Source organism: Sphingomonas sp. P4_G2 (genome assembly GCF_056401155.1).
The window spans coordinates 393,307-411,991 of sequence record NZ_JBFUJY010000005.1; the positions used below are offsets into that span (position 1 = coordinate 393,307).

Sequence of the window (18,685 nt, forward strand, 5' to 3'; positions counted from 1 at the left end):
GGATGCTCCCCCGTATTGTGACGTGGACATGCCTCCGTACTGAGAGGTCGAAAGTCCACCACCCTGCGATGTGCTGAGGTTGCGCGGCCACGTAAGCAGATTCGGTATATCGGGTCTTGTCATTATGCGTGTTTAACCGTCAGCGGTAGGATACGAAAGGGCCGGCAAAATATCGAATGAAACATGTCCGGCGGATAGCCCTATGTGTATCTGCCGTCTTAATAGCGCTAATGGACCTGAATAACCCTCTTCTGAACGGAGGGCGTCATAGTGAGTATTTCAAAACCACATTGTCCACGAGATCCTCAACGAAATCGATCACTTTGGACTTGTTAAATGTGACCCCCGAGGGATGCGCACTGGTATTGCGCGTTTCAAGCTTCTGGTCGAGGATTTTTCGCACGTCATTGCTGATGATCTTCGCGGTCCGGCAGAGCTCGATGAATTTAGATTCCTTCATTTCGCTGAAGTCATCGCGCTGAGCGATCACTTTTACCTTCACGCTTCTATCCGTATTCTGCGCAAGCGCCGCGTTGAAGGCAGCGAGCTTGTGAACGAGGATGTGCGCGAAGAGATGGTCCATTGCTAAGATCCAGACCATCACGATGGTGGCGCGATTGGCGCCCGCCTCGAAGCAATCGATCGCCTCCTTGAGAAACTCTTTGTGAGTGCCTTCCGGCAGTTTGTGCTCAAGGCCGCGCAGGGTGGCGCTTGTCTGCGCCGTCACCTTCTCCGCACCAAGTTTACGTGACAAAGCCTCCCGCATATGCCGCTGAAGCTTATAGCCGCCGTTGATCTTGATGTATTTCGGCGGCTTCCCTTTAAGCCCTTCGGACAGCCGTGCGCCCACATTCGAAGGTATCACCAGGTCACAGGCTGCGAAGCAGTCCCCGATCTGTTTCGGAGTGGTCGAATCTTGCCCTAGTTCTACGGTAATGAAGTACACGAATAGCTCGACCAGCGCGCTCTGGCTCTGGCTCGCCGCGTTTTCGATGGAATTGTAGAAACGGTTGACCGCCGTGTTCATTCAGCAGCCTTCTTCTTTAAGTCGAATTTGAAATGATTCGTTCCCGCTGTGGTGATTCGAATTTCGGTGGCCGATTTGTAATCGATATAGCCGAAGCTTCGTCCACTCGTGTCGCGAAATGCCTGAGCGAAGGCCTTCGGAACACGCACGTTCGCCTTCACGTAGCAGGTGTAAACCTGATCGGTATTGGGTGAGTCCATCCCCAACTCCTCGGTCAGGAAGCTGAGGAACGTCAAAATCTTTTCGGGGTGATTCTTTGGCTCGTATTTTCCATAGAACGCCGCCAGCTTTGACGTGTCGAGATCGCGATCAAGTTTCGGAGCGTCCGCACTTATCCCCGTACCGGTCTCATCGCTGTTCGTCCGTTTTCGTGCCGGAGCTTTCCGCTTAGCTTTCGCACGCGGCTTACCGCCTTCCTCAACGTCATCCGTACCTTCCGGCTCCTCAACATGGGAAGCCCGTCCCAATGCAACAGTCATACCCCCAGCCAAGAGTTGGCCTTTAAAGTCGGCGTAAATCTCGCGCACGAGTTCGGCGTCGCCCTCGATGTCTAGTACACCCTGGGAAATATTGATGTGCAGCTTTACCGTCATGTGCCCCCCACATTATCTTTCGCGCGTCAGCTTGCTCCTTATCACGCCGCTCGCGGTTAAGAATATGCGTTCAAGCGATCCAAGCTGCAAGATCCAAGGATTCTGAAGGTGCGTCACCTGCGCCGGATCGGCTCTCATTATTCATCGAGAGGATTTCCCAAAGTGTGGTGCGTGCTTACGGTCGGCTCACGAGCACACAACCGGCGCTGTCGAGATGGCGAGATGCTGCGCAATAAGCCGCTGCCTTTGTTCAGCGGCGGCGATTGGCCAGCAAAAGCAGTTCGCGAGTCCACGCTAACTGGTGACCGTTGTCGCTGACAGCACCACCATCAGGCGCTTCGTCATTTATTGATAATGACATTGACTCGCAATAGCGACAATCATACGAGCCGCGCTTCCCGATCGCATCATGGAAGGCTCGTCGATGACCATTGCCCGCAGGCACCTCGCTTTCTCCGCTGTTCTGGCGCTGGCGTGGAGCCATCCGGCCTGGGCCGCGGGGCCGGAGGAGGAGGGGGACGATCAGACGAAGGCGGAGATCGTCATCACCGGCACGCTGGCGGCGAATCAAAGCGCGTCGTCGACCGGGCTGCCGCTGACGCTGCGCGAGACGCCGCAATCGGTGACCATCATCGACCGCAGCCGGATCGACGATTTCGCGCTGACCAACGTCAACGATCTGCTCGACCAGGCGGTCGGGATCAATGTCGAGCGGGTCGAGACCGACCGCACCTATTTCAACGCGCGCGGCTTCGACATCACCAATTTCCAGGTCGACGGGATCGGCATGCCCTTGCTCTGGGGGCTGCAATTCGGCGCGCTCGACACGGCTCTATGGGACCGGGTCGAGACGGTGCGCGGCGCCAATGCGATCATGACCGGGATCGGCAATCCGTCGGCGACGATCAATTACGTCCGCAAGCGGCCGACCGAGGACTTCCAGGCCTCGGCCTCGGTCATGGCGGGATCGTGGAACCAGCTGCGGTTCGAAGGCGACGTGTCGGGGCCGCTCGACGCCTCGGGCAATGTCGCCGCGCGGCTGATCTACGCGCACGACAATCGCGATTCCTGGCTCGACTTCAACCACGTCAACCGCAACGTCTATGGCGGCATCGTCTCGTGGAAAGTCACTCCGCGTCTGACCGCGACCGCCGGCTATACGCGTCAGGAAAACCATGCCGATGGCGTGATGTGGGGCGCGTTGCCGCTGACCTATAGCGACGGGACGCGGATCGATTATCCGGTCTCTGCCTCGACCTCGGCGCCCTGGACCTATTGGAACGTCACCGATCAGAGCGCATTCGGCGAGCTTGCCTATGATCTGGGCGGCGGCTGGTCGGCCAAAGGCGTGTTCACCTACAAGCGCTTCGAGGAAGAAGCGAAGCTGCTCTATGCCTATAATTTCCCCGACCGCACGACCGGGCTGGGCGTCGCGGGCATGTCGGGCATCTATCCCTCGACCTACGACCAATATCTCGGCGATTTCTACGCGTCTGGCCCGTTCACGCTGTTCGGGCGCCAGCACCAATTGGCGTTCGGCGTCTCGACCGCGCGCTCGCATGGCCGCGAGTGGGAGAATTTCTCGACCGACACGATCGCCTTTCCGGCGGTCGGCGATTGGGGCACGGCGATCGTCCCCGAACCGAGCTATCCGGGCGCCTATCTCGCCGCCGATTATACTGACCGGCTGACCCGCGCTTATGGCGCCGCGCACCTCAACATCACCGATCGGTTGAAGGCGGTGGTCGGCGCCAGCGCGATGTGGCTCAAATCGACCGGCACTTCCTACGGCACCGACCAGTCGCGCGACGCGCATGCGGTCAGCCCCTATGCCGGCGCGGTCTATGACGTGACGAAGAACGTCTCGCTCTATGCGAGCTATACCGACATCTTCAATCCGCAGGTCGAAGTCGACATCAACAACCGCAAGCTCGATCCGGCACGCGGCAGCAGCATCGAGGGCGGGATCAAGAGCGAGTGGTTCGGCGGCAAGCTCTATGCCACCGCGTCGCTGTTCCGTGCGAAGCAAAAGGGGCTGGCCTCGGCGATCGGCGCGTTCGGCGATCCCAACGGGCCGTGCGTCAACGGGCCGGTCGGCGGGACTTGCTATGCCGGCGTCGACACGACCTCGCGCGGGTTCGAGATCGAGATCGCCGGCAAGGTCACCGACAATTGGCGCGTGAGCGGCGGCTATACCGGGCTCGAGATCGAGGACCAGGCCGGCAACCCGACCCGCACGTTCCTGCCGACCAAGTCGCTCAAGCTGTCGACCACGTACACGATGCCGCGGCTCAACGACCTCAAGCTCGGCGCGCAGCTGCGCTGGCAGAATGCGATCCGCTATGCCGATGCCACGGTGCAGGCGATGGGCGTGGTCACCGGCGACGTGCTGCTGCGCCAGGATAGTTATGCGGTGCTCGACCTGATGGCGGGTATCCGGCTGCTCGATCACGTCCGCGCGATGGTCAATGTGCGCAACGTCACCGACACCAAATATCTCGCCAGCCTGATGTGGGGCCAGGCCTATTACGCCGCGCCGCGCAGCGTGGCGGTGACGATCGGGCTCGATTTCTGATGGGCGCGCGCGCGACGGAACGGCGCGGCTGGCGCTATCGCGGCAACGTCGCCGCGCGCGTGCTTGCCGGGAGCTTGGGGGCTTATGGGGTCGCTTCGTGCCTGGCGATGGCAGTTGCGCGGCTGGGCACGGGCGGGCGGATCGACGGCGTGATCGCGGGGACCTTGGGCGCCTATCTCGTGGTGCCCGCGGTCGCGATCTGGGCATTCCTCGCGCGCGGGCCATGGAGGGCCTGGGGCGGGGTGGTTGCGCTTGTCGCGCTGTTCGGCGCGCTGGCCTGGATGATCGGGCCGACGGCGCGATGAGCGCGATCCGTGAGGGCGCGCGGCAGGTCATGGCCTGGCTGCACGGCTGGACCGGGCTGGCGCTCGGCTGGGTGTTGTTTGTGATGTGCCTGGCGGGCACGATGAGCGTGTTCAAGCCCGAGATCAGCCGCTGGATGCGCCCGGAAGCAACCGCGAGCGCTGGGCGGGTCGAGGCGATCGCCGCGGCAACGCGCTGGCTGGCGGCGAACGCGCCCAAGTCGGCCGGCTGGTACCTGACCGCGCCCGACGATCGCGCCAACAATGTCGAGGCGACCTATGACAGCGGCGGCGAGTATGTCGCGCGCGCGCTCGACCCGGTCAGCGGCGCGCCGGTCGCGCGCGAGACGTTGGGCGGGGAATTCTTCTACCGGCTGCATTTCGAGCTCGAACTGCCTTATCCCTGGGGGCGCTGGCTGGCGTCGATCGCCGCACTGACGATGCTGACGGCGCTCGTCACCGGGATCATCGCGCATCGCCGCATCTTCCGCGACTTCTTCACCTTTCGCCCGCGAAAAGGACAGAGGTCGTGGCTCGACGGGCACAATGCGCTGGGCGTGCTGGCCATGCCGTTCCACCTGATGATCACCTTCAGCGGGCTGGTCACGCTCGCGTCATTGAACATGCCCTGGGGGATCGTCGCCAATTACGGCAACGATCTGGCCGCGGCGTTTCACGACCTCACCCCGGGCGCGGTCGACCGGCCGGCGGCGGGACGTCCCGCGACGCTGGCGCCGATCGCGCCGATGCTGCGCGAGGCCGAGCGGCGGTTCGGCGGCGCGCCATTCTCTCGCGTGTCGGTCGCCAATCCCGCCGATGCCGCGTCGGTCGTCACCGTCTATCGCAGCGATGCCGCGCAGATCGGCGCGACCACGGCAGAGATCAGTTTCGACGGGCCGAGCGGGCGGGTGATCGGTGCCTGGGCCGAGACGCGGCCGGCGGTCGGCACCTATGCGGTGATCTATGGCCTGCACATGGGGCGGTTCGCGAATGGCGTGCTGCGCTGGCTCTATTTCCTCGGCGGCGCGATGCTGACCCTGGCGGTGGCGAGCGGGATGATCCTGTGGGTAGTCAAACGCCGCGAGCGCGCCCCCTTGTCGCTGGCGAACCGCGTCGTCGAGCGGCTCAATGTCGGGATCCTCGTCGGGGTGCCGATCGGTTTCGCCGCCTATCTCTGCACCAACCGGTTGTTGCCGCCGGGGCTTGCCGATCGCGCGCAACTGGAAGTGACGGTCGCGCTCGATGCCGCCGGTGTCGCGCTGCTCGTCGCGCTTGCCGCGCCGCCGCGTCTGGGGTGGTCGCTGCTACTGGGAGTCCTCGCGCTGCTCTGTCTCGCCGCGCCGGTCGTCGGCGGCGGGCTATCCTATCTGTCGCAGGCGTTGGCCCGAGGCGACGCCGTGTTGCCCCTGGCCGATGCACTGCTCATCGCCGTCGCGCTGGCCGCACTGGCCTGCATGCGGTCCGTCACGCGCAAGCGCGCCGACCTCCGCCGGCCGGCGCGGGCGAGGGCAATCGCATGACCTTCGCGATGATCGAATTCCTCGGCCTCTATCTGCTCGCCGCCTCGATGCAGCCGCATCGCGGCGTCCTGCTCGGCGGCTGGCGCAGCATCGCCTCACCCCGCGCGACGGTGATCGCCGGCTGGTCGCTTGTGGCGCTATCGCTGGGGCTCGCCGTAGCGGGGCGTCAGCCGACCGATATCGTGACCTGGTTCGGCTTGCTGCCACTGGCCTGCGGCGCGATCCTGCTCGGCCTGAGCTTCGCCCCGCATCTGGTGCGCGCGGCGATGATCGCGGGACTAGCGGGCGGCCTGGCCGCGATGATCCTGCACTAATCCCGTCACCCCCGCGCATGCGCTGCACCGGATCTCCGCGGCCGCCCCGTCAGGCGTCGCCTGGAATGGGCGCCTCCGGGTTGATGAGCCCCGCACGGCGCAACTCTATCCAGAAGTCCGCGGGCACAATCTCGTTCAGCGCGGCGCTGTCCTCGGCGATGCGGCTCGGGCGGCTGGCCCCGGGAATCACGGCCGCGACCGCCGGATGGGCAAGCGAGAATTGCAGGCCCGCCGCCTTCATGCTGATGCCGTATCGATCGGCGATCGCCTTGATCCGCGCGACCTTGTCGAGGATCGCGGGCGTCGCCGGCGCATATTCGAAGTTCGGCCCGCCGACGAGCGCACCCGAACTGTACGGGCCGCCGACGACGATACCCAGGCCGCGCGCCTCGGCCCTGGGCATCAGCCGCTGGAGCGCGCGATCATGGTCGAGCAACGTGTAGCGGCCGGCGAGCAGCGATCCGTCCGGGCGCGGCCCGTCGAGGTCGAGCAGCAGCTCGATCGGCTCGACCCTGTTCACGCCGAGCCCCCAGGCCTTGATCACCCCTTCGTCGCGCAACCGGTCGAGTGCCTTGAACGCGCCCTTGCGCGCACTTTCGAACATCGACAGCCATTCGTCGCCATAGAAATCCTGCGCCACGTCATGGACCCAGACGATCTCGATACGGTCGGTCTTGAGGCGCTTCAGGCTATCCTCGATCGATCGCAGCGTCGCGTCTTCCGAATAATCGTTCACGATGCGGTTGGGGCGACCATATTTGAACACGTCGCCCTTCTCGCCGAGATCGCGCGCGCTGACGTCCTCGACCTCGTCGAGGATGATGCGACCGACCTTGGTGCTGATGACATAGTCGTCGCGCGGCCGCGCGGCGAGCGCTTCGCCCATGCGGATCTCGGCCAGTCCCGCGCCGTAGAAGGGCGCATTGTCGAAATAGCGGATGCCGTCGTTCCACGCTGCATCCACCGTCGCGAGCGCTTCGTCTTCCGGGATGTCGCGGAACATGTTGCCGAGCGGCGCGGCGCCGAAGCCGAGCCGGCCCGGCAGGATCTGCTTGAGGGACATGGTTTCGCTCCATTTTGCTGCGGCGGTCGGGTTGCGGCAGCCGCTCGAATATTGCTCCCCTCGCGCGAATGCCGCCTCTTTCATCCTCCGGCCGACGAGATTTCCGCGAGATGGTGCCGCAGGGCATTGATGGTGTCGAGTAACTCGACCAGGCTGGGCGCCTCCTCCGAGCGGTAGTGGCCCGAAGCTGGTCCGGACGATCTAGTTGCACGCACCGGCGCGATGAAACGATAGCCTCTGCCGACGACGGTCGCGATAAACCGCGGCACGCAAGGATCGTCCTCCAGGGCTCGCCGCAGGCCGGCGACATTCACCTTGAGATTGGTCTCTTCGACATAGACGTTCGGCCAGACTCGCGAGATCAGCGAGCGCTTGTCCACCAATTCGCCCGGTTTCTCGACGAGGGCCGTTAGGATGTCGAGGGCGCGCCCCCCGATCTTGACCCGCGCCTTCCGCTTCAGCAGCAACTGCTGTTCCGGCCTCAGAAGAAACGGGCCGAATGCAAAGCAGCGTTGCTCCGGCCCGGCGTGGTCGAAATCGGATGCGTATTCCGGCGAACGGGTCATCCCGGGAAGAGCTTCGGAAGCGGCAGTCGTCGGCATTTCGACACTCCTCGGGGCTTGGCGCATGGCTGACCGATCGGCATCTGGCCCATTACTGGAATGCGTTCGACAGTGGCGCCCTATCCGATAGCGGCAGGATAAGCTTCGGTTCCAACATCGGTCCATGGCCCAAACCGGGTAGGCGCCAGAATACCCATTTGGGTGACGGCACATGTCTGGCGCACGAAGGTCTTCGGCCAGTCGAAATCGCTGCCGGTCGATAACCGTCAATGGAATGGCTAGAGTTCGATGATCCCTCGCTTTGCGGCAACCGTCACCGCATGCGTTCGGTCTGCGACCCCGAGCTTGGCGAAGATGCGCTTGAGATGCGCCTTTACCGTATCCTCCGAAACGCCGAGCCTCCAGGCGATCCGCTTGTTCGGATTGCCGGCGGCCACCAGCGACAGAATCTCGATTTCGCGCTCGGTCAGGGCGTCGCCGATCGCATGCACCGCGATCTGCGTCGCGACCTCCGGAGGGATATGGCGTCCGCCGCCATGTACGGCGCGGATCGCGTCGATCAGGTCGGTTCGCATCGCGCTCTTGAGCAAATAGCCGTTGGCCCCCGCCTTGAGCGCCCGCAATGCTTTCGCGTCGCCGACATAGGTCGTCAGCACCAGGATACGCACCTGCGGATAGTCTCGACGGATCGTCTGGATCGCCTCGACTCCGTCGATGCCGGGCATTTGCAGGTCCATCAGCACCACGTCGGGCTTGGCGGCCGCGATCGCGGCGATCGCGGCGGCGCCGTCACCCGCCTCCGCGACCACGACCATATCCGGCTGCCGCGTGATCGACCCGACGACTCCGTCGCGCAACATCGGGTGATCGTCCACGATCATCACGCGGATGGGATTGGCGGTCACTGAGTCATCCATCGCTGCGTTCCCTCGCGAACCAACGCCGCCAGGCTAGCCGGATCGGGGCGTGATGTGTCGGCATGGGCAATGCCGGCCCCCGACCGTCACTTCGACTAACGTATCCTGGACTTAGCGCCTTCGCCTCCCGCGCGTCGACAGCCAGCACCCGCCCTGGGCCGTCACACTACCAGAATTAACCCCGCTTCACGGAGATGAACAACCGCATGCCGCCTCGCGTCATCACGCTCCACGCCCTTTGTGATGGCGCTTCACCGCGGACCGACGCCACCAGGCCAGCCATGTCCACCGGGGTCTGTCGGCATAGGCGATTTCGGCCGCGACCTTCATTTCTACCGACGTCCCGCCTGCCGGATCGGTGGTAATGGCCAGTCGCCCGCCGATCTTCTCCGCCCGCTCGCGCATGCCTACCAGCCCGAAATGGCCGGCGACGCTGCCCTGGGCGACGATCTCCGGCGCGATACCGATGCCGTCGTCGACGATGCGCAAGACCAGTGCTTCGATGCCGTAAGCAACCGTGATCGAGACTTTGCGCGCGTGCGCGTGGCGGGAGACGTTGAACAATGCCTCATCCGTGATCCGCAGCAATTCGTCGGCAATGGCGGGATAGATCTCCCGTTGCGGCCCCTCGACGCTTACGCGAATCTCGATCTTGTCCGGCAACAGGAGCCGCTCGGCGGTGCGGGTAATGACCTCGGACAAGCTCTGGGCCCCGCTCCATCGGCGCAACTCGTGAATGCGGTCGCGCCCTTCGACCACGACGGCGTCCGCACTGTCCAGCGCGTCCAGCATGTCGCGGTGCGCCGGCTGGATCGCGGCTATGTCCTGCGCGATGTTGCTGAAGCGCATGATCAGCCCTTGCACGCTCTGCAGCAGGGTATCGTGCAGCTCGCGCGCGATGCGATCGCGCTCGTCCAGCCGCTCGATCATCCTCGCCCGGATACGCTCGGCGACGGCGCGTAATCGCAGCGAATAGGCCAGCCACAGCAGCGCCAGCACCAGCACCACCCACAGCAGGTAGAACGGCCAGCTCTGGAAGAAAGTCGGCGGGATTTCGAACTCCAGCGTCGCGCCCCGTCGATTCCATACGCCGTCATCGTTCGCAGCCATCAGGCGGAACCTGTAGCTGCCCGGCTTGAGTCCGGTGTAGAAGGCCTCGCGGCGGGTGCCCGGGTCGACCCAATCGTCGTCCACGCCCTCCAACTGGTAACGGAACCGCACGCGCGACGGCACGGACAGGCTAGGCGCGGTATACTCGATCTGCAGATTGGATGTGCCCTTGGGCAACTGAACGGGCGTAGCAGCTGCATAGGTCCGCCCCCCCGAAACCAGGGACTTGATGATCACTGGCGGTGCGAGCGAATTGAAGGACAGCCGCTTGGGGTCGATGCAGGCAATGCCGAGCCTCGTCACGAACCAGAGACGCCCGTCGGAGGCCTCCATCGCCGTTTGCGACGAGGAATCCTGCTGCGCCACGCCGGGCATCCCGTCGTCGCGATCGAACACGCGCGCCTTCAGCGGGCGGTCGATATGCGCGAACGCATCGTCCAGGTCGGCGCGCTCGATCTTGACCACGCCGGCGACGGCGTTGAGCCAGAGGTCGCCTTCGGACGTTTCGACGATCCCGGCTGTCCGGCTCAAATACGGGTGCACGTCCGACCTGAGGGTGATGAAGCGCCGGCCGTCGAACCGCGCCAACCCGAAGTCGCCGCCGGCATAGACATGCCGTCCCCGGACGGCCATCACCACGACGGTGCCAAGCGCAAGATCGTGGCGCGCGGAGAACACACGACGGGCGGAGCCATCGACCATCTCGATGCGGTCGCCTTCCGCGATCCATATCCGCCCGACCCCGTCGCGGAGCATCTGCATCGGCAGAATGCCTGGGGTGGCGAGGCGTGGCTCAGCCCTCCAGCCATGGCCTATCCGACAGAACGCTCCTTCTACGGACGAAACGCAGATCCGCCCCGCGGCCATTTCGAGGAGAGCAAACGGCCTGCTCCTCGCCCAGGGCAGCGGCACATCCCGTACCGTGGCGCCCGACAGAACGCCCAGCGTTCGGTCCGTGCCGATCCAGGTGCGCGACAGAGCATCCGTATGTAATATCAATGGCCGCCGTGGCAGGCGGACCAGCTTTTGGGCGGCATGCTCCGAACTTGCTTTGAAGAGAGCGTCGTTCGACGTCACGTACATCGAGCCCGCAGGACCTGCCGCTATCCGGAAACCGTCGCGCGAATCCATAGGAAGCCCGGTGGCCACGACCGCGCTCGTCTCGCGAAACTGGTCGAGGCCGAGGTTGGTCCCCACCCAGACATTGCCTTCACGGTCCTGCAGGATCGGATTGGCGAGGTTGGAGGTTAGGCCACGCTCCGGGCCGAACCGCTCCGTCTTGGTATGAGCATCGAGCACGCCACCTCTCGAGCCGGCGCCGCCGAGACGGAAGAAGCCGCCACTCCCATAGGTTCCCCAGAGGCTACCGTGCCGATCGAAAAGTAGGCTCTGTGCTCGGGGATTGGGCGTTATCGGCGGCACGATCCAAATCGTCGTGGATTGGCCAGCCGATGCCATGATGCGCTGAAGACCGGGCCGGGCACCGGTGGTGAGCCATATCGCTCCATCCGGCGATTGCTTCAGCTTTGGTCTGTTCCCGGCTGAGGCGGCGACGCGCGAAAATCGATCGGCACCTGGACGCAGCACCTCGAGTTGGCCACCGGCCGCGACCCAGACCGACCCGTCGGCCGCGCCCAGGACGCTGGTTGCGGCGCCTGCAGCTACCCCGCGAGAAGGACCGAAAATCTCCCATCGACCCTGACGAAAGCGCGCGACTCCGCCTCTGTCATCCTCGCCCAGCGCCGCCCAGACGCCGCCTGCGCGGTCCTCGGACAGCTCCAACACGGGGACCGGCGGCAGGCCCAGGTCGAACGTGCTGAGGTGGCCCGCGCGGAGTCTTGCCAAGGCACCGGATGCAAAGCCAATCCAAAGGTCACCGGAGCGGGTGGCAACCAGGGAATTGACGTTGAGCGACGGAAGGCTCTCCCCTTTGAGGGGTTGGAACTTCTCGAAACTCGCTCCGTCGAACCGGTAGAGTCCGCCCCCCGTGCCCAGCCAAAGGTAACCGTCGTTCGTCTGGGCGAGAGCCCAGATCTCCGGCGGAGCTCCTTCTCTCGAGGTCCAGGCGGTATGCTGCAATTGTTGCAGGCTGCGCTGCCCGTCCGCCGCGCGCGCGTCGCACAGGCTTGCAAGGACGGGCGCAAGCATCCCCAACAGGAGGTATTTCCCAGCGGATGGCATGCCCCATATTTCACCCAAAGCGGACGCAGTGTCACGCTGGGGCGGAGGAGGGCCTGGTTCTCATCAAATGCGTACGAATTTCAAGGAGGGTTTGAGCTTCGTGTTGGTTCCTTCGTCACAACGCGAAAACCCGAACCCTCCTCAGTTTAAATCCCCAAAATCTCGGTCGTAGGCGATGATGGATGGGAGATGTCGTCAAGACCTGATGAACGCGAGCAGGTCGGGGTTGAGCACATCCGCATGCGTGGTCAGCATGCCATGGGGGTAGCCGGGATAGGTCTTCAGCGACCCGTTCTTGAGCAGGTCGACCGCACGCGGCACCGAGCTTGCGAACGGGACCACTTGGTCGGCCTCGCCATGCATCACCAGCACCGGCACGGTGATCTGCTTGAGGTCGTCGGTATAATCTTCCAGCCAGGAGTCGACGGTGACGTAGTGAGCGAAGGCACCGCCGGACATGCCCTGGCGCCACCAGTTCGCGATGACCGCCTCCGAAGGCTTCGCCCCATCGAGGTTGTAGCCATAGAACGGGTTCTCGGGAACGAAACGGAAGAACTCGGCGCGATTAGCCAGCATGCCGGCCTTGATCGTTTTGAACCACTCCGGCGGCTGACCCGCCGGGTTGTCCTCGCTCCGATACATATTCGGCGTCAGGGACGCGACCAGCACCGCCTTCGCGACGCGTTCCTGGTGACGAGCGACATAGCGAGCGACCTCACCGCCACCGGTCGAATGTCCGATATGGATCGCGTCGCGCAGGTCGAGATGTTCGGTCAGCGCCGCCAGGTCGGCGACCCAATGGTCCATGTCGTTACCTGTGCTGGGCTGGTCGGACCGGCCATGGCCGCGCCGGTCGTGGGCGATCACCCGATAGCCATGCTGCAGGAAGAACATCATCTGGGCGTCCCAGTCGTCCGCCGTCAGCGGCCAGCCATGGCTGAACACGATCGGCTGACCCGATCCCCAATCCTTGTAGTAGATGTTGACGCCGTCTTTGGTCGTGATCGTAGGCATTGTTCGTTCCTTTCGATTGATCTTCCTGCCGATCGTCTCGAATTTCCGCCCTCCGCCTCAGGCAACCGCGACCGCCTGAAGGCTCAAGGCCCGGCGCTCGGCCAGCGCGCCGATATTTGCGCGGTAGTGCTGAAAATGCGGAGACGCCTGATGCGCCGCGGCTGCATCAGCATCGACATAGAGTTCGTCGATCACGAAGAGGCCGGGCTGGGACGGATCGGTCCAAAGGTCGTAGCGCAGATTGCCCGGTTCCGACCGGCTGGGCCCGATCAACCCTTCAACCAGGCTGCGCAATTCGGCTTCCTTGCCCGGATGCGCCGTCAAGATGCCCACGGTCTTCACATTGCTGGTCATCTCGGTTCTCGCCCTACAGCCGGTCCTCGTTGCGAAGCACCTTCTCGGCGGAACGCTGCCTAGACCAGTACGCCGCGCCGGCGGGGTTAAACGCGGTAAAACGCGGTCAGGCTTGGCTCGACGCCGACGCTATTGCCGGTCGGCGGGGCCGGAGAAGTAAGCGAGGGTCAATTTCGGACAGAGTCCGATCGCCGGGCGATTGATCTCGGGCGCGTCCAGCCCGGCCATGTTGTGGGGCCACGTTTTCGCTTAACCCAAACTTACCGCAATTCACGACCGAGACCGACGCCGCGAGCGTATCAGATGCGTGGCTGCAGCTTCCGCAGATCACCGCAACGGAGGGCGTCGTGAGTAAAGGAAAGGTCGTCGTCATCGGCTCGAATGCAACGCGCATCGAGACCAGGGGTGGCTATTGGGGCGCTACCGGCCAGTATCTCAATGAAACGGTCGTGCCGGTGATGGCGCTCATCGATGCCGGCTATGAGGTCGTGCTCGCCACGCCGAATGGCGCGCCGCCGACGATCGACAAGGCCTCGGATGCGCCGGCGCATTTCGGTGGCGACGTGCACGCTTATGAGCACGCCAAGGTCTTTTACGCCACTGACCCGTCGATGCAGGGGCGCACGCTGCGTTCGATCCTCGACGAGGGCCTGGACAGCTATGATGGGGTCTTCATTCCCGGCGGCCAGGCACCGATCGTCGACCTGATGCAAGACCAGGAGGTCGGCGAAATCCTGCGTCACTTCCACGAGCATCAGAAGCCGACCGCGATGCTGTGCCACGGACCGATCTCGTCGAGTGCGGCCATGCCCTATGCACGCGAGTTCCGCGCCGCGCTGATCGCCGGCGATCCGGAGAAGGCCAAGGAATGGGCCCGGGACTGGCAATATGCCGGCTACCGGATGACGGTCTTTCAGAAGAGCGAGGAGAAAGTGATCGAGGACACGATCCTCCACGCCAAGATCTATTTCGACATGCCGTACGCGCTCGGCCTGGCGGGCGCCATCGTCGATACCGGGCCGGACTTCGAGCCCTATGTCATCGAAGATCGCGAGCTGATCACCGGCCAGAACCCGCGTTCGGATCATCCGATTGCCACGGCCCTTATCGCCGCCCTGGATCGCAAGCTCGGTCACGCCTGACGGCGGATCGGACTCGATCCCAACCCGGTCCTGCGCGCTTCCTGCCCCGGCATTTCCCGGGGCACCCCGGGCCGGAAGCGCGACCCGTTCAACCTGGAGTGACGTCAGTGAAACATCTTATCGCAGGAGTGCTTCTCGCCATGGCTACCACCGCTTCCGCCGCCGCTCAGGCCCGCGCGCCCGACAAGCCCGTTTCGATCGTCCTGGTGCACGGCGCGTTTGTCGATGCCTCGGGCTGGAAGTCGGTCTACGACATCCTGACCAAGGACGGTTATGAAGTGCTGGTCGTCCAGAACCCGACCGTCACCCTCGATGGCGATGTCGAGGCGACGCGTCAGGTGATCGCGAAGGCGACCAAGCCGGTCCTGCTGGTCGGCCACAGCTATGGCGGCGCGGTCATCACCGAAGCCGGCGCCGATCCCAAGGTAAAGAGCCTCGCTTATATCGCGGCGCTTGCGCCCGATGTCGGGGAGTCGGTGTTCGAACTCGCGACGCGGCCGGTCCCCGGCGAGTCCGGACCGCCGCTGCTGCCGCCGGCCGACGGGTTCATCATCGTCGATCCCGTAAAGTTCCCGACCGCCTTTGCCCAGGATGTCGATATCTCGATCACCGGCTTCATGGCGGTGGCGCAGGTTCCCTGGGGCGTCGGCGCGGTGCAGACAAAGCTCACCTCCGCGGCGTGGAAGGACAAACCGGTTCGCTGGATGCTGACCACGCAGGACCACATGGTCTCGCCGACCACCCAGCGCTTCATGGCGACCCGCGCCAAGGCCAAGCTGACCGTGATCAACAGCAGTCACGCCGTGATGCTTTCCCACCCCAAGGACGTCGCCGCCTTCATCGAGGCCGCGGCCGCCGACGCTAACTAGCCGCAACGTCCCGGGCGGCGGCGCGCGCCGGCCGCCCGGAAACGTCGGAAAATGATCGGGTTATCAATTAAGGAACGCCGTTCGATGGTTGATGCTCCGCACACGCCGACCGCATTGACACGCCGCCAGGCAATCGTCCTGGGCGGTGGTGCGCTACTTGCCTCGACCACACTTCTTGCCAGCGGGCCGGCCTCTGTCGCTGGTGAGCGTTCATCACGCAGCGCGAGCCTGACCCAGGTGCGTAATGCGACCTTGCAGATCGACTATGGCGGCGTCCGCTTCCTTGTCGACCCGTTGCTGGGAGACAAAGACGCCTATCCCGGCTTCGAGGGAACGGCGAACAGCCAGCGGCGCAACCCGCTGGTGCCGCTGCCCATGCCGCTCGCCTCGATCGTCGATGTGGATGCCGTCATCGTGACGCACCTGCATCCCGACCATTGGGACGAAGCGGCGAAGGCCAAGCTGAACAAGTCGCGGCCGATCTTCGCGCAGAATGTCGCGGACGCCGCCCAGCTCCGATCGGCCGGCTTCTCCGACGTGCGGCTGCTGGGCGAAAACACCGAGTTTCAGGGAGTGCGCCTGTCCCGTACCGGCGGCCAGCATGGCACCGACGCGGCACTGAAGGCGCTGCCGCAGATCCTCGGCCCGGTCAGCGGCTTCGTCATGCGCCATCCCGCGCACAAGACGCTCTATGTCGCCGGCGACACGATCTGGAATGCCGAGGTCGAGCGCGCCATTGCCCGCTACTCCCCGGACGTGATCGTAGTGAACGCGGGCATGGCGACGGTGATCGGATTGGACCCGATCATCATGGGTCCCACCGACGTCCTCGCCGTGCATCGTGCCGCGCCGAACGCCACGCTGATCGCCAGCCACATGGAAGCGGTCAACCATTGCATCCTCAGTCGAGCCGACCTGCGTGCCTTCTCGAAGCGCGATGGCTACGACCAGCGCCTGCTCATCCCCGCGGACGGTGAAACGCTAGCGATCTAGAACGCGTTCTATAAGCCCGCCGCGATCACGCTGATCTCCACCGCATATTCCGGCCCGGTCAGCCGCGCCTCGACCGTCGCACGCGCCGGCATGCCGTCGCGCGACACCCACGCATCCCACACCGTGTTCATCTCGGCGAAGCCGGCGATGTCGGCCAGATAGATGGTCGCGCTCAGGATGCGGCTCTTGTCGCTGCCGGCTTCGGCCAGCAGGCTGTCGATCGTGCGCAGGATCTCGGCGGTCTGCTCGGCGACGCTGTTGCCGGCATTCTCCTCGGCGACCTGGCCGGCGGTGAAGATCAGGCCGTTATACGCCACCATCTGGTTCATGCGGGCGGTCGGGTGCCAGCGTTTGATCTCGGTCATGCGATTGTCCTTCGATAGGGATGATGGTGGGCTCAGGCCCAGGCGGAGCCGGCGAGCTGATCCATCGCCCCGCGGATCGTGTCAACGACGAAGCTCCGCTCCTCGTCGACCAGCGAGAGGCGCGGCGAGCGGGTCCATTCGGGCGCGCCATAGACGAGGTTCTCGGCCAGCTTGATATACTGGACCAGCTTGACGTGCGTATCGAGATGGAAGCTCGGCGTGAGCATCCGGTAGAGCTCGCGCGCCTTGGCGAATTGCTCGGCGCGACACAGTTCGAACAAGGCGACGCATTGCTTGGGCCAGACATTGGTCATGCCCGACACCCAGCCAGTCGTGCCCAGCGCCATGCTCTCGACGATCAGATCGTCCACCCCGCAGAACACGCTGAACCGGTCGCCCAGCGCCACGCGCAAATCTGTCACGCGGCGGATGTCGCCGCTCTCTTCCTTGACGCAGACGATCTCGGGCACGTCGGCGAGCGTCTCGAGCACCGCCGGGGTGACGTCGACGCCATAAGCGATCGGGTTGTTGTAGATCATGATCGGCAAGTCCGACGCGCCCGCCACGCCGCGATACCATTCGGCGGTTTCGCGCGGATCGCTCTTATAGCCCAGGCTGGGAAAGACCATCAGACCTTGCGCACCCCAGGATTTGTAGAGCTTCGCATTGGCGCGCGCGGTGTCGAGCGTGATCTCGGCAAGGCCGGAGAGAACGGGGACGCGCCCGCCGACGATTTCGACCGCGGCGCGGATGACGGTCTCGCGTTCGGCGAGAGTCAGCGAGGCATTCTCGCCGAGCATCGGGAGGACGATGATTCCCGACACGCCGTTGGTCACCAGCCGCTCAATACTTGCACGAATCGCGTCTAAATCGAGCTCGCCCGATTGCGTCATTTTCGTCGTCACCGCCGGGAAAACGCCCGTCCAAGCCTCAGTCATGCCATTTTTCTCCGTCAATAATTGTATTGGATACATATAAAATACAAACTAGGATGTCGATAGCGTTTGCCGCAGGGGCTCGATTTCGGCACATCGACCCCATGAGCGGCGGCGTTTCGCCGGGACAAAGGACAGGGCATGACATTGCTGGAATCGCCATCGGAGCGGCATGAGATCGAACGGCGGAGCCTCCCCGCGGACATTCGCGAATCGCTGCAGGAGCGGATCCTGAGTGGCGAGTTCCGCGACGGCGAGGCCTTGGTCCAGGACGTGCTTGCCGAGGAATATGGCGTCAGCCGGATGCCGGTGCGCGAGGCGCTGAGGCAATTGGAGGCGTGCGGGCTGGTCTCGATGCAGACCCACCGGGGCGCCGTCATCACCTCGATCCCGACCGAGCAGGTGGAAGAATTGTTCGAACTCCGCGCCTTACTCGAAGCCGATATGCTGGTGCGCGCGATCTGGCGGATGACGGACAGCGACATTGCGGAGGCGCGGGACGTCCTGGGCGCGCTCGAGCAATCCTATCGGCGCGGCGACATGGCGAGTTGGGGACGGCTCAATTGGGCCTTTCATCGCCAGCTCTACCTCCCCGCCGGGCGGCCGCAGACCCTGGCCGTCCTCCACGGCATCAACCTCCGCGTCGAACGCTATATCCGCCTGCATCTGTTGGTGACCGACGGCCTCGACACGGCCGAGCGCGAGCATCGCGAGATCCTGCGCCTTTGCGCGCTGCGCGACGCCGAAGCGGCGGTCGCGTTCCTCAAACTGCACATTCTCGACGCCGGGCGGACCCTCGTCATGGCCCTGCGCCAGGCCAGGGCCGCGGAGCACTAAAAGCGCGGTGT

At 64.2% G+C, this 18,685-nt stretch carries 18 protein-coding genes; 8 read left to right on the plus strand and 10 right to left on the minus strand.

Annotated elements, in window-relative coordinates; genetic code table 11:
- Window positions 1-265: 265 nt before the first annotated feature.
- On the minus strand, window positions 266-1,027 hold the full coding sequence (locus AC1DRD_RS16445; RefSeq protein ID WP_478042168.1) for a hypothetical protein: 762 nt from the start codon (window positions 1,025-1,027) through the stop codon (window positions 266-268).
- Entirely contained in the window at window positions 1,024-1,620 is a 597-nt protein-coding gene (locus AC1DRD_RS16450) for a hypothetical protein (RefSeq protein ID WP_478042169.1), read from the minus strand. The genes AC1DRD_RS16445 and AC1DRD_RS16450 overlap by 4 nt, the downstream gene beginning before the upstream one ends.
- 424 nt (window positions 1,621-2,044) lie before the next feature.
- On the opposite strand from AC1DRD_RS16450, the gene AC1DRD_RS16455 reads away from it, so the two are divergent.
- From AC1DRD_RS16455 to AC1DRD_RS16470, 4 genes are read left to right on the plus strand one after another with little or no spacing between them, the layout of a single operon-like run.
- Window positions 2,045-4,195, plus strand: coding sequence for a TonB-dependent siderophore receptor (locus tag AC1DRD_RS16455; RefSeq protein ID WP_478042170.1), 2,151 nt, complete (start codon window positions 2,045-2,047; stop codon window positions 4,193-4,195).
- The gene (locus tag AC1DRD_RS16460; RefSeq protein WP_478042171.1) at window positions 4,195-4,500 is read left to right on the plus strand and encodes a ketohydroxyglutarate aldolase; all 306 of its coding nucleotides are present in this window, start codon (window positions 4,195-4,197) and stop codon (window positions 4,498-4,500) included. The genes AC1DRD_RS16455 and AC1DRD_RS16460 overlap by 1 nt, the downstream gene beginning before the upstream one ends.
- Entirely contained in the window at window positions 4,497-6,017 is a 1,521-nt protein-coding gene (locus AC1DRD_RS16465) for a PepSY-associated TM helix domain-containing protein (protein WP_478042172.1), read from the plus strand. Before AC1DRD_RS16460 ends, AC1DRD_RS16465 begins: the two co-directional genes overlap by 4 nt.
- Window positions 6,014-6,331 (plus strand): DUF3325 family protein, encoded by a 318-nt coding sequence (locus AC1DRD_RS16470; RefSeq protein WP_478028927.1) that lies wholly within the window; start codon window positions 6,014-6,016, stop codon window positions 6,329-6,331. Before AC1DRD_RS16465 ends, AC1DRD_RS16470 begins: the two co-directional genes overlap by 4 nt.
- A gap of 49 nt (window positions 6,332-6,380) precedes the next feature.
- On the opposite strand, the gene AC1DRD_RS16475 is transcribed toward AC1DRD_RS16470, so the two are convergent.
- The 6 genes from AC1DRD_RS16475 to AC1DRD_RS16500 form a co-directional block, all read right to left on the minus strand.
- A complete protein-coding gene (locus tag AC1DRD_RS16475) occupies window positions 6,381-7,394 on the minus strand; it encodes an aldo/keto reductase (protein WP_478042173.1) in 1,014 nt (337 codons plus the stop codon).
- A gap of 80 nt (window positions 7,395-7,474) precedes the next feature.
- On the minus strand, window positions 7,475-7,996 hold the full coding sequence (locus AC1DRD_RS16480) for a winged helix-turn-helix domain-containing protein (protein ID WP_478042174.1): 522 nt from the start codon (window positions 7,994-7,996) through the stop codon (window positions 7,475-7,477).
- Between the two features lie 239 nt (window positions 7,997-8,235).
- Window positions 8,236-8,862, minus strand: a complete 627-nt coding sequence (locus tag AC1DRD_RS16485) for a response regulator (RefSeq protein WP_478028932.1) — start codon at window positions 8,860-8,862, stop codon at window positions 8,236-8,238.
- 234 nt (window positions 8,863-9,096) lie between these two features.
- Window positions 9,097-12,132 (minus strand): sensor histidine kinase, encoded by a 3,036-nt coding sequence (locus tag AC1DRD_RS16490; protein WP_478042228.1) that lies wholly within the window; start codon window positions 12,130-12,132, stop codon window positions 9,097-9,099.
- A 228-nt stretch (window positions 12,133-12,360) separates the two neighbouring features.
- On the minus strand, window positions 12,361-13,179 hold the full coding sequence (locus AC1DRD_RS16495) for an alpha/beta fold hydrolase (protein ID WP_478028933.1): 819 nt from the start codon (window positions 13,177-13,179) through the stop codon (window positions 12,361-12,363).
- 57 nt (window positions 13,180-13,236) lie between these two features.
- Window positions 13,237-13,533 (minus strand): putative quinol monooxygenase, encoded by a 297-nt coding sequence (locus AC1DRD_RS16500; protein WP_478028934.1) that lies wholly within the window; start codon window positions 13,531-13,533, stop codon window positions 13,237-13,239.
- A gap of 347 nt (window positions 13,534-13,880) precedes the next feature.
- Between AC1DRD_RS16500 and AC1DRD_RS16505 the strand changes: the two genes are divergently transcribed.
- The 3 genes from AC1DRD_RS16505 (at window position 13,881) to AC1DRD_RS16515 (ending at window position 16,537) form a co-directional block, all read left to right on the plus strand.
- On the plus strand, window positions 13,881-14,675 hold the full coding sequence (locus AC1DRD_RS16505; protein WP_478042175.1) for a type 1 glutamine amidotransferase domain-containing protein: 795 nt from the start codon (window positions 13,881-13,883) through the stop codon (window positions 14,673-14,675).
- Window positions 14,676-14,815: 140 nt separating this feature from the next.
- Entirely contained in the window at window positions 14,816-15,544 is a 729-nt protein-coding gene (locus AC1DRD_RS16510; protein ID WP_478028937.1) for an alpha/beta hydrolase, read from the plus strand.
- Window positions 15,545-15,595: 51 nt separating this feature from the next.
- Window positions 15,596-16,537: an MBL fold metallo-hydrolase gene (locus AC1DRD_RS16515; RefSeq protein WP_478028939.1), complete on the plus strand. Its 942-nt coding sequence runs from the start codon at window positions 15,596-15,598 to the stop codon at window positions 16,535-16,537.
- 8 nt (window positions 16,538-16,545) lie between these two features.
- Here AC1DRD_RS16515 and AC1DRD_RS16520 read toward each other — a convergent pair whose 3' ends face one another.
- Both AC1DRD_RS16520 and AC1DRD_RS16525 read right to left on the minus strand, forming a co-directional pair.
- The gene (locus AC1DRD_RS16520) at window positions 16,546-16,902 is read right to left on the minus strand and encodes a RidA family protein (RefSeq protein WP_478028941.1); all 357 of its coding nucleotides are present in this window, start codon (window positions 16,900-16,902) and stop codon (window positions 16,546-16,548) included.
- Between the two features lie 32 nt (window positions 16,903-16,934).
- Window positions 16,935-17,840, minus strand: a complete 906-nt coding sequence (locus AC1DRD_RS16525; RefSeq protein WP_478028942.1) for a dihydrodipicolinate synthase family protein — start codon at window positions 17,838-17,840, stop codon at window positions 16,935-16,937.
- A 138-nt stretch (window positions 17,841-17,978) separates the two neighbouring features.
- On the opposite strand from AC1DRD_RS16525, the gene AC1DRD_RS16530 reads away from it, so the two are divergent.
- Complete coding sequence (locus AC1DRD_RS16530) at window positions 17,979-18,674, plus strand: GntR family transcriptional regulator (RefSeq protein ID WP_478028944.1); 696 nt, start codon at window positions 17,979-17,981, stop codon at window positions 18,672-18,674.
- Window positions 18,675-18,685: the final 11 nt, after the last annotated feature.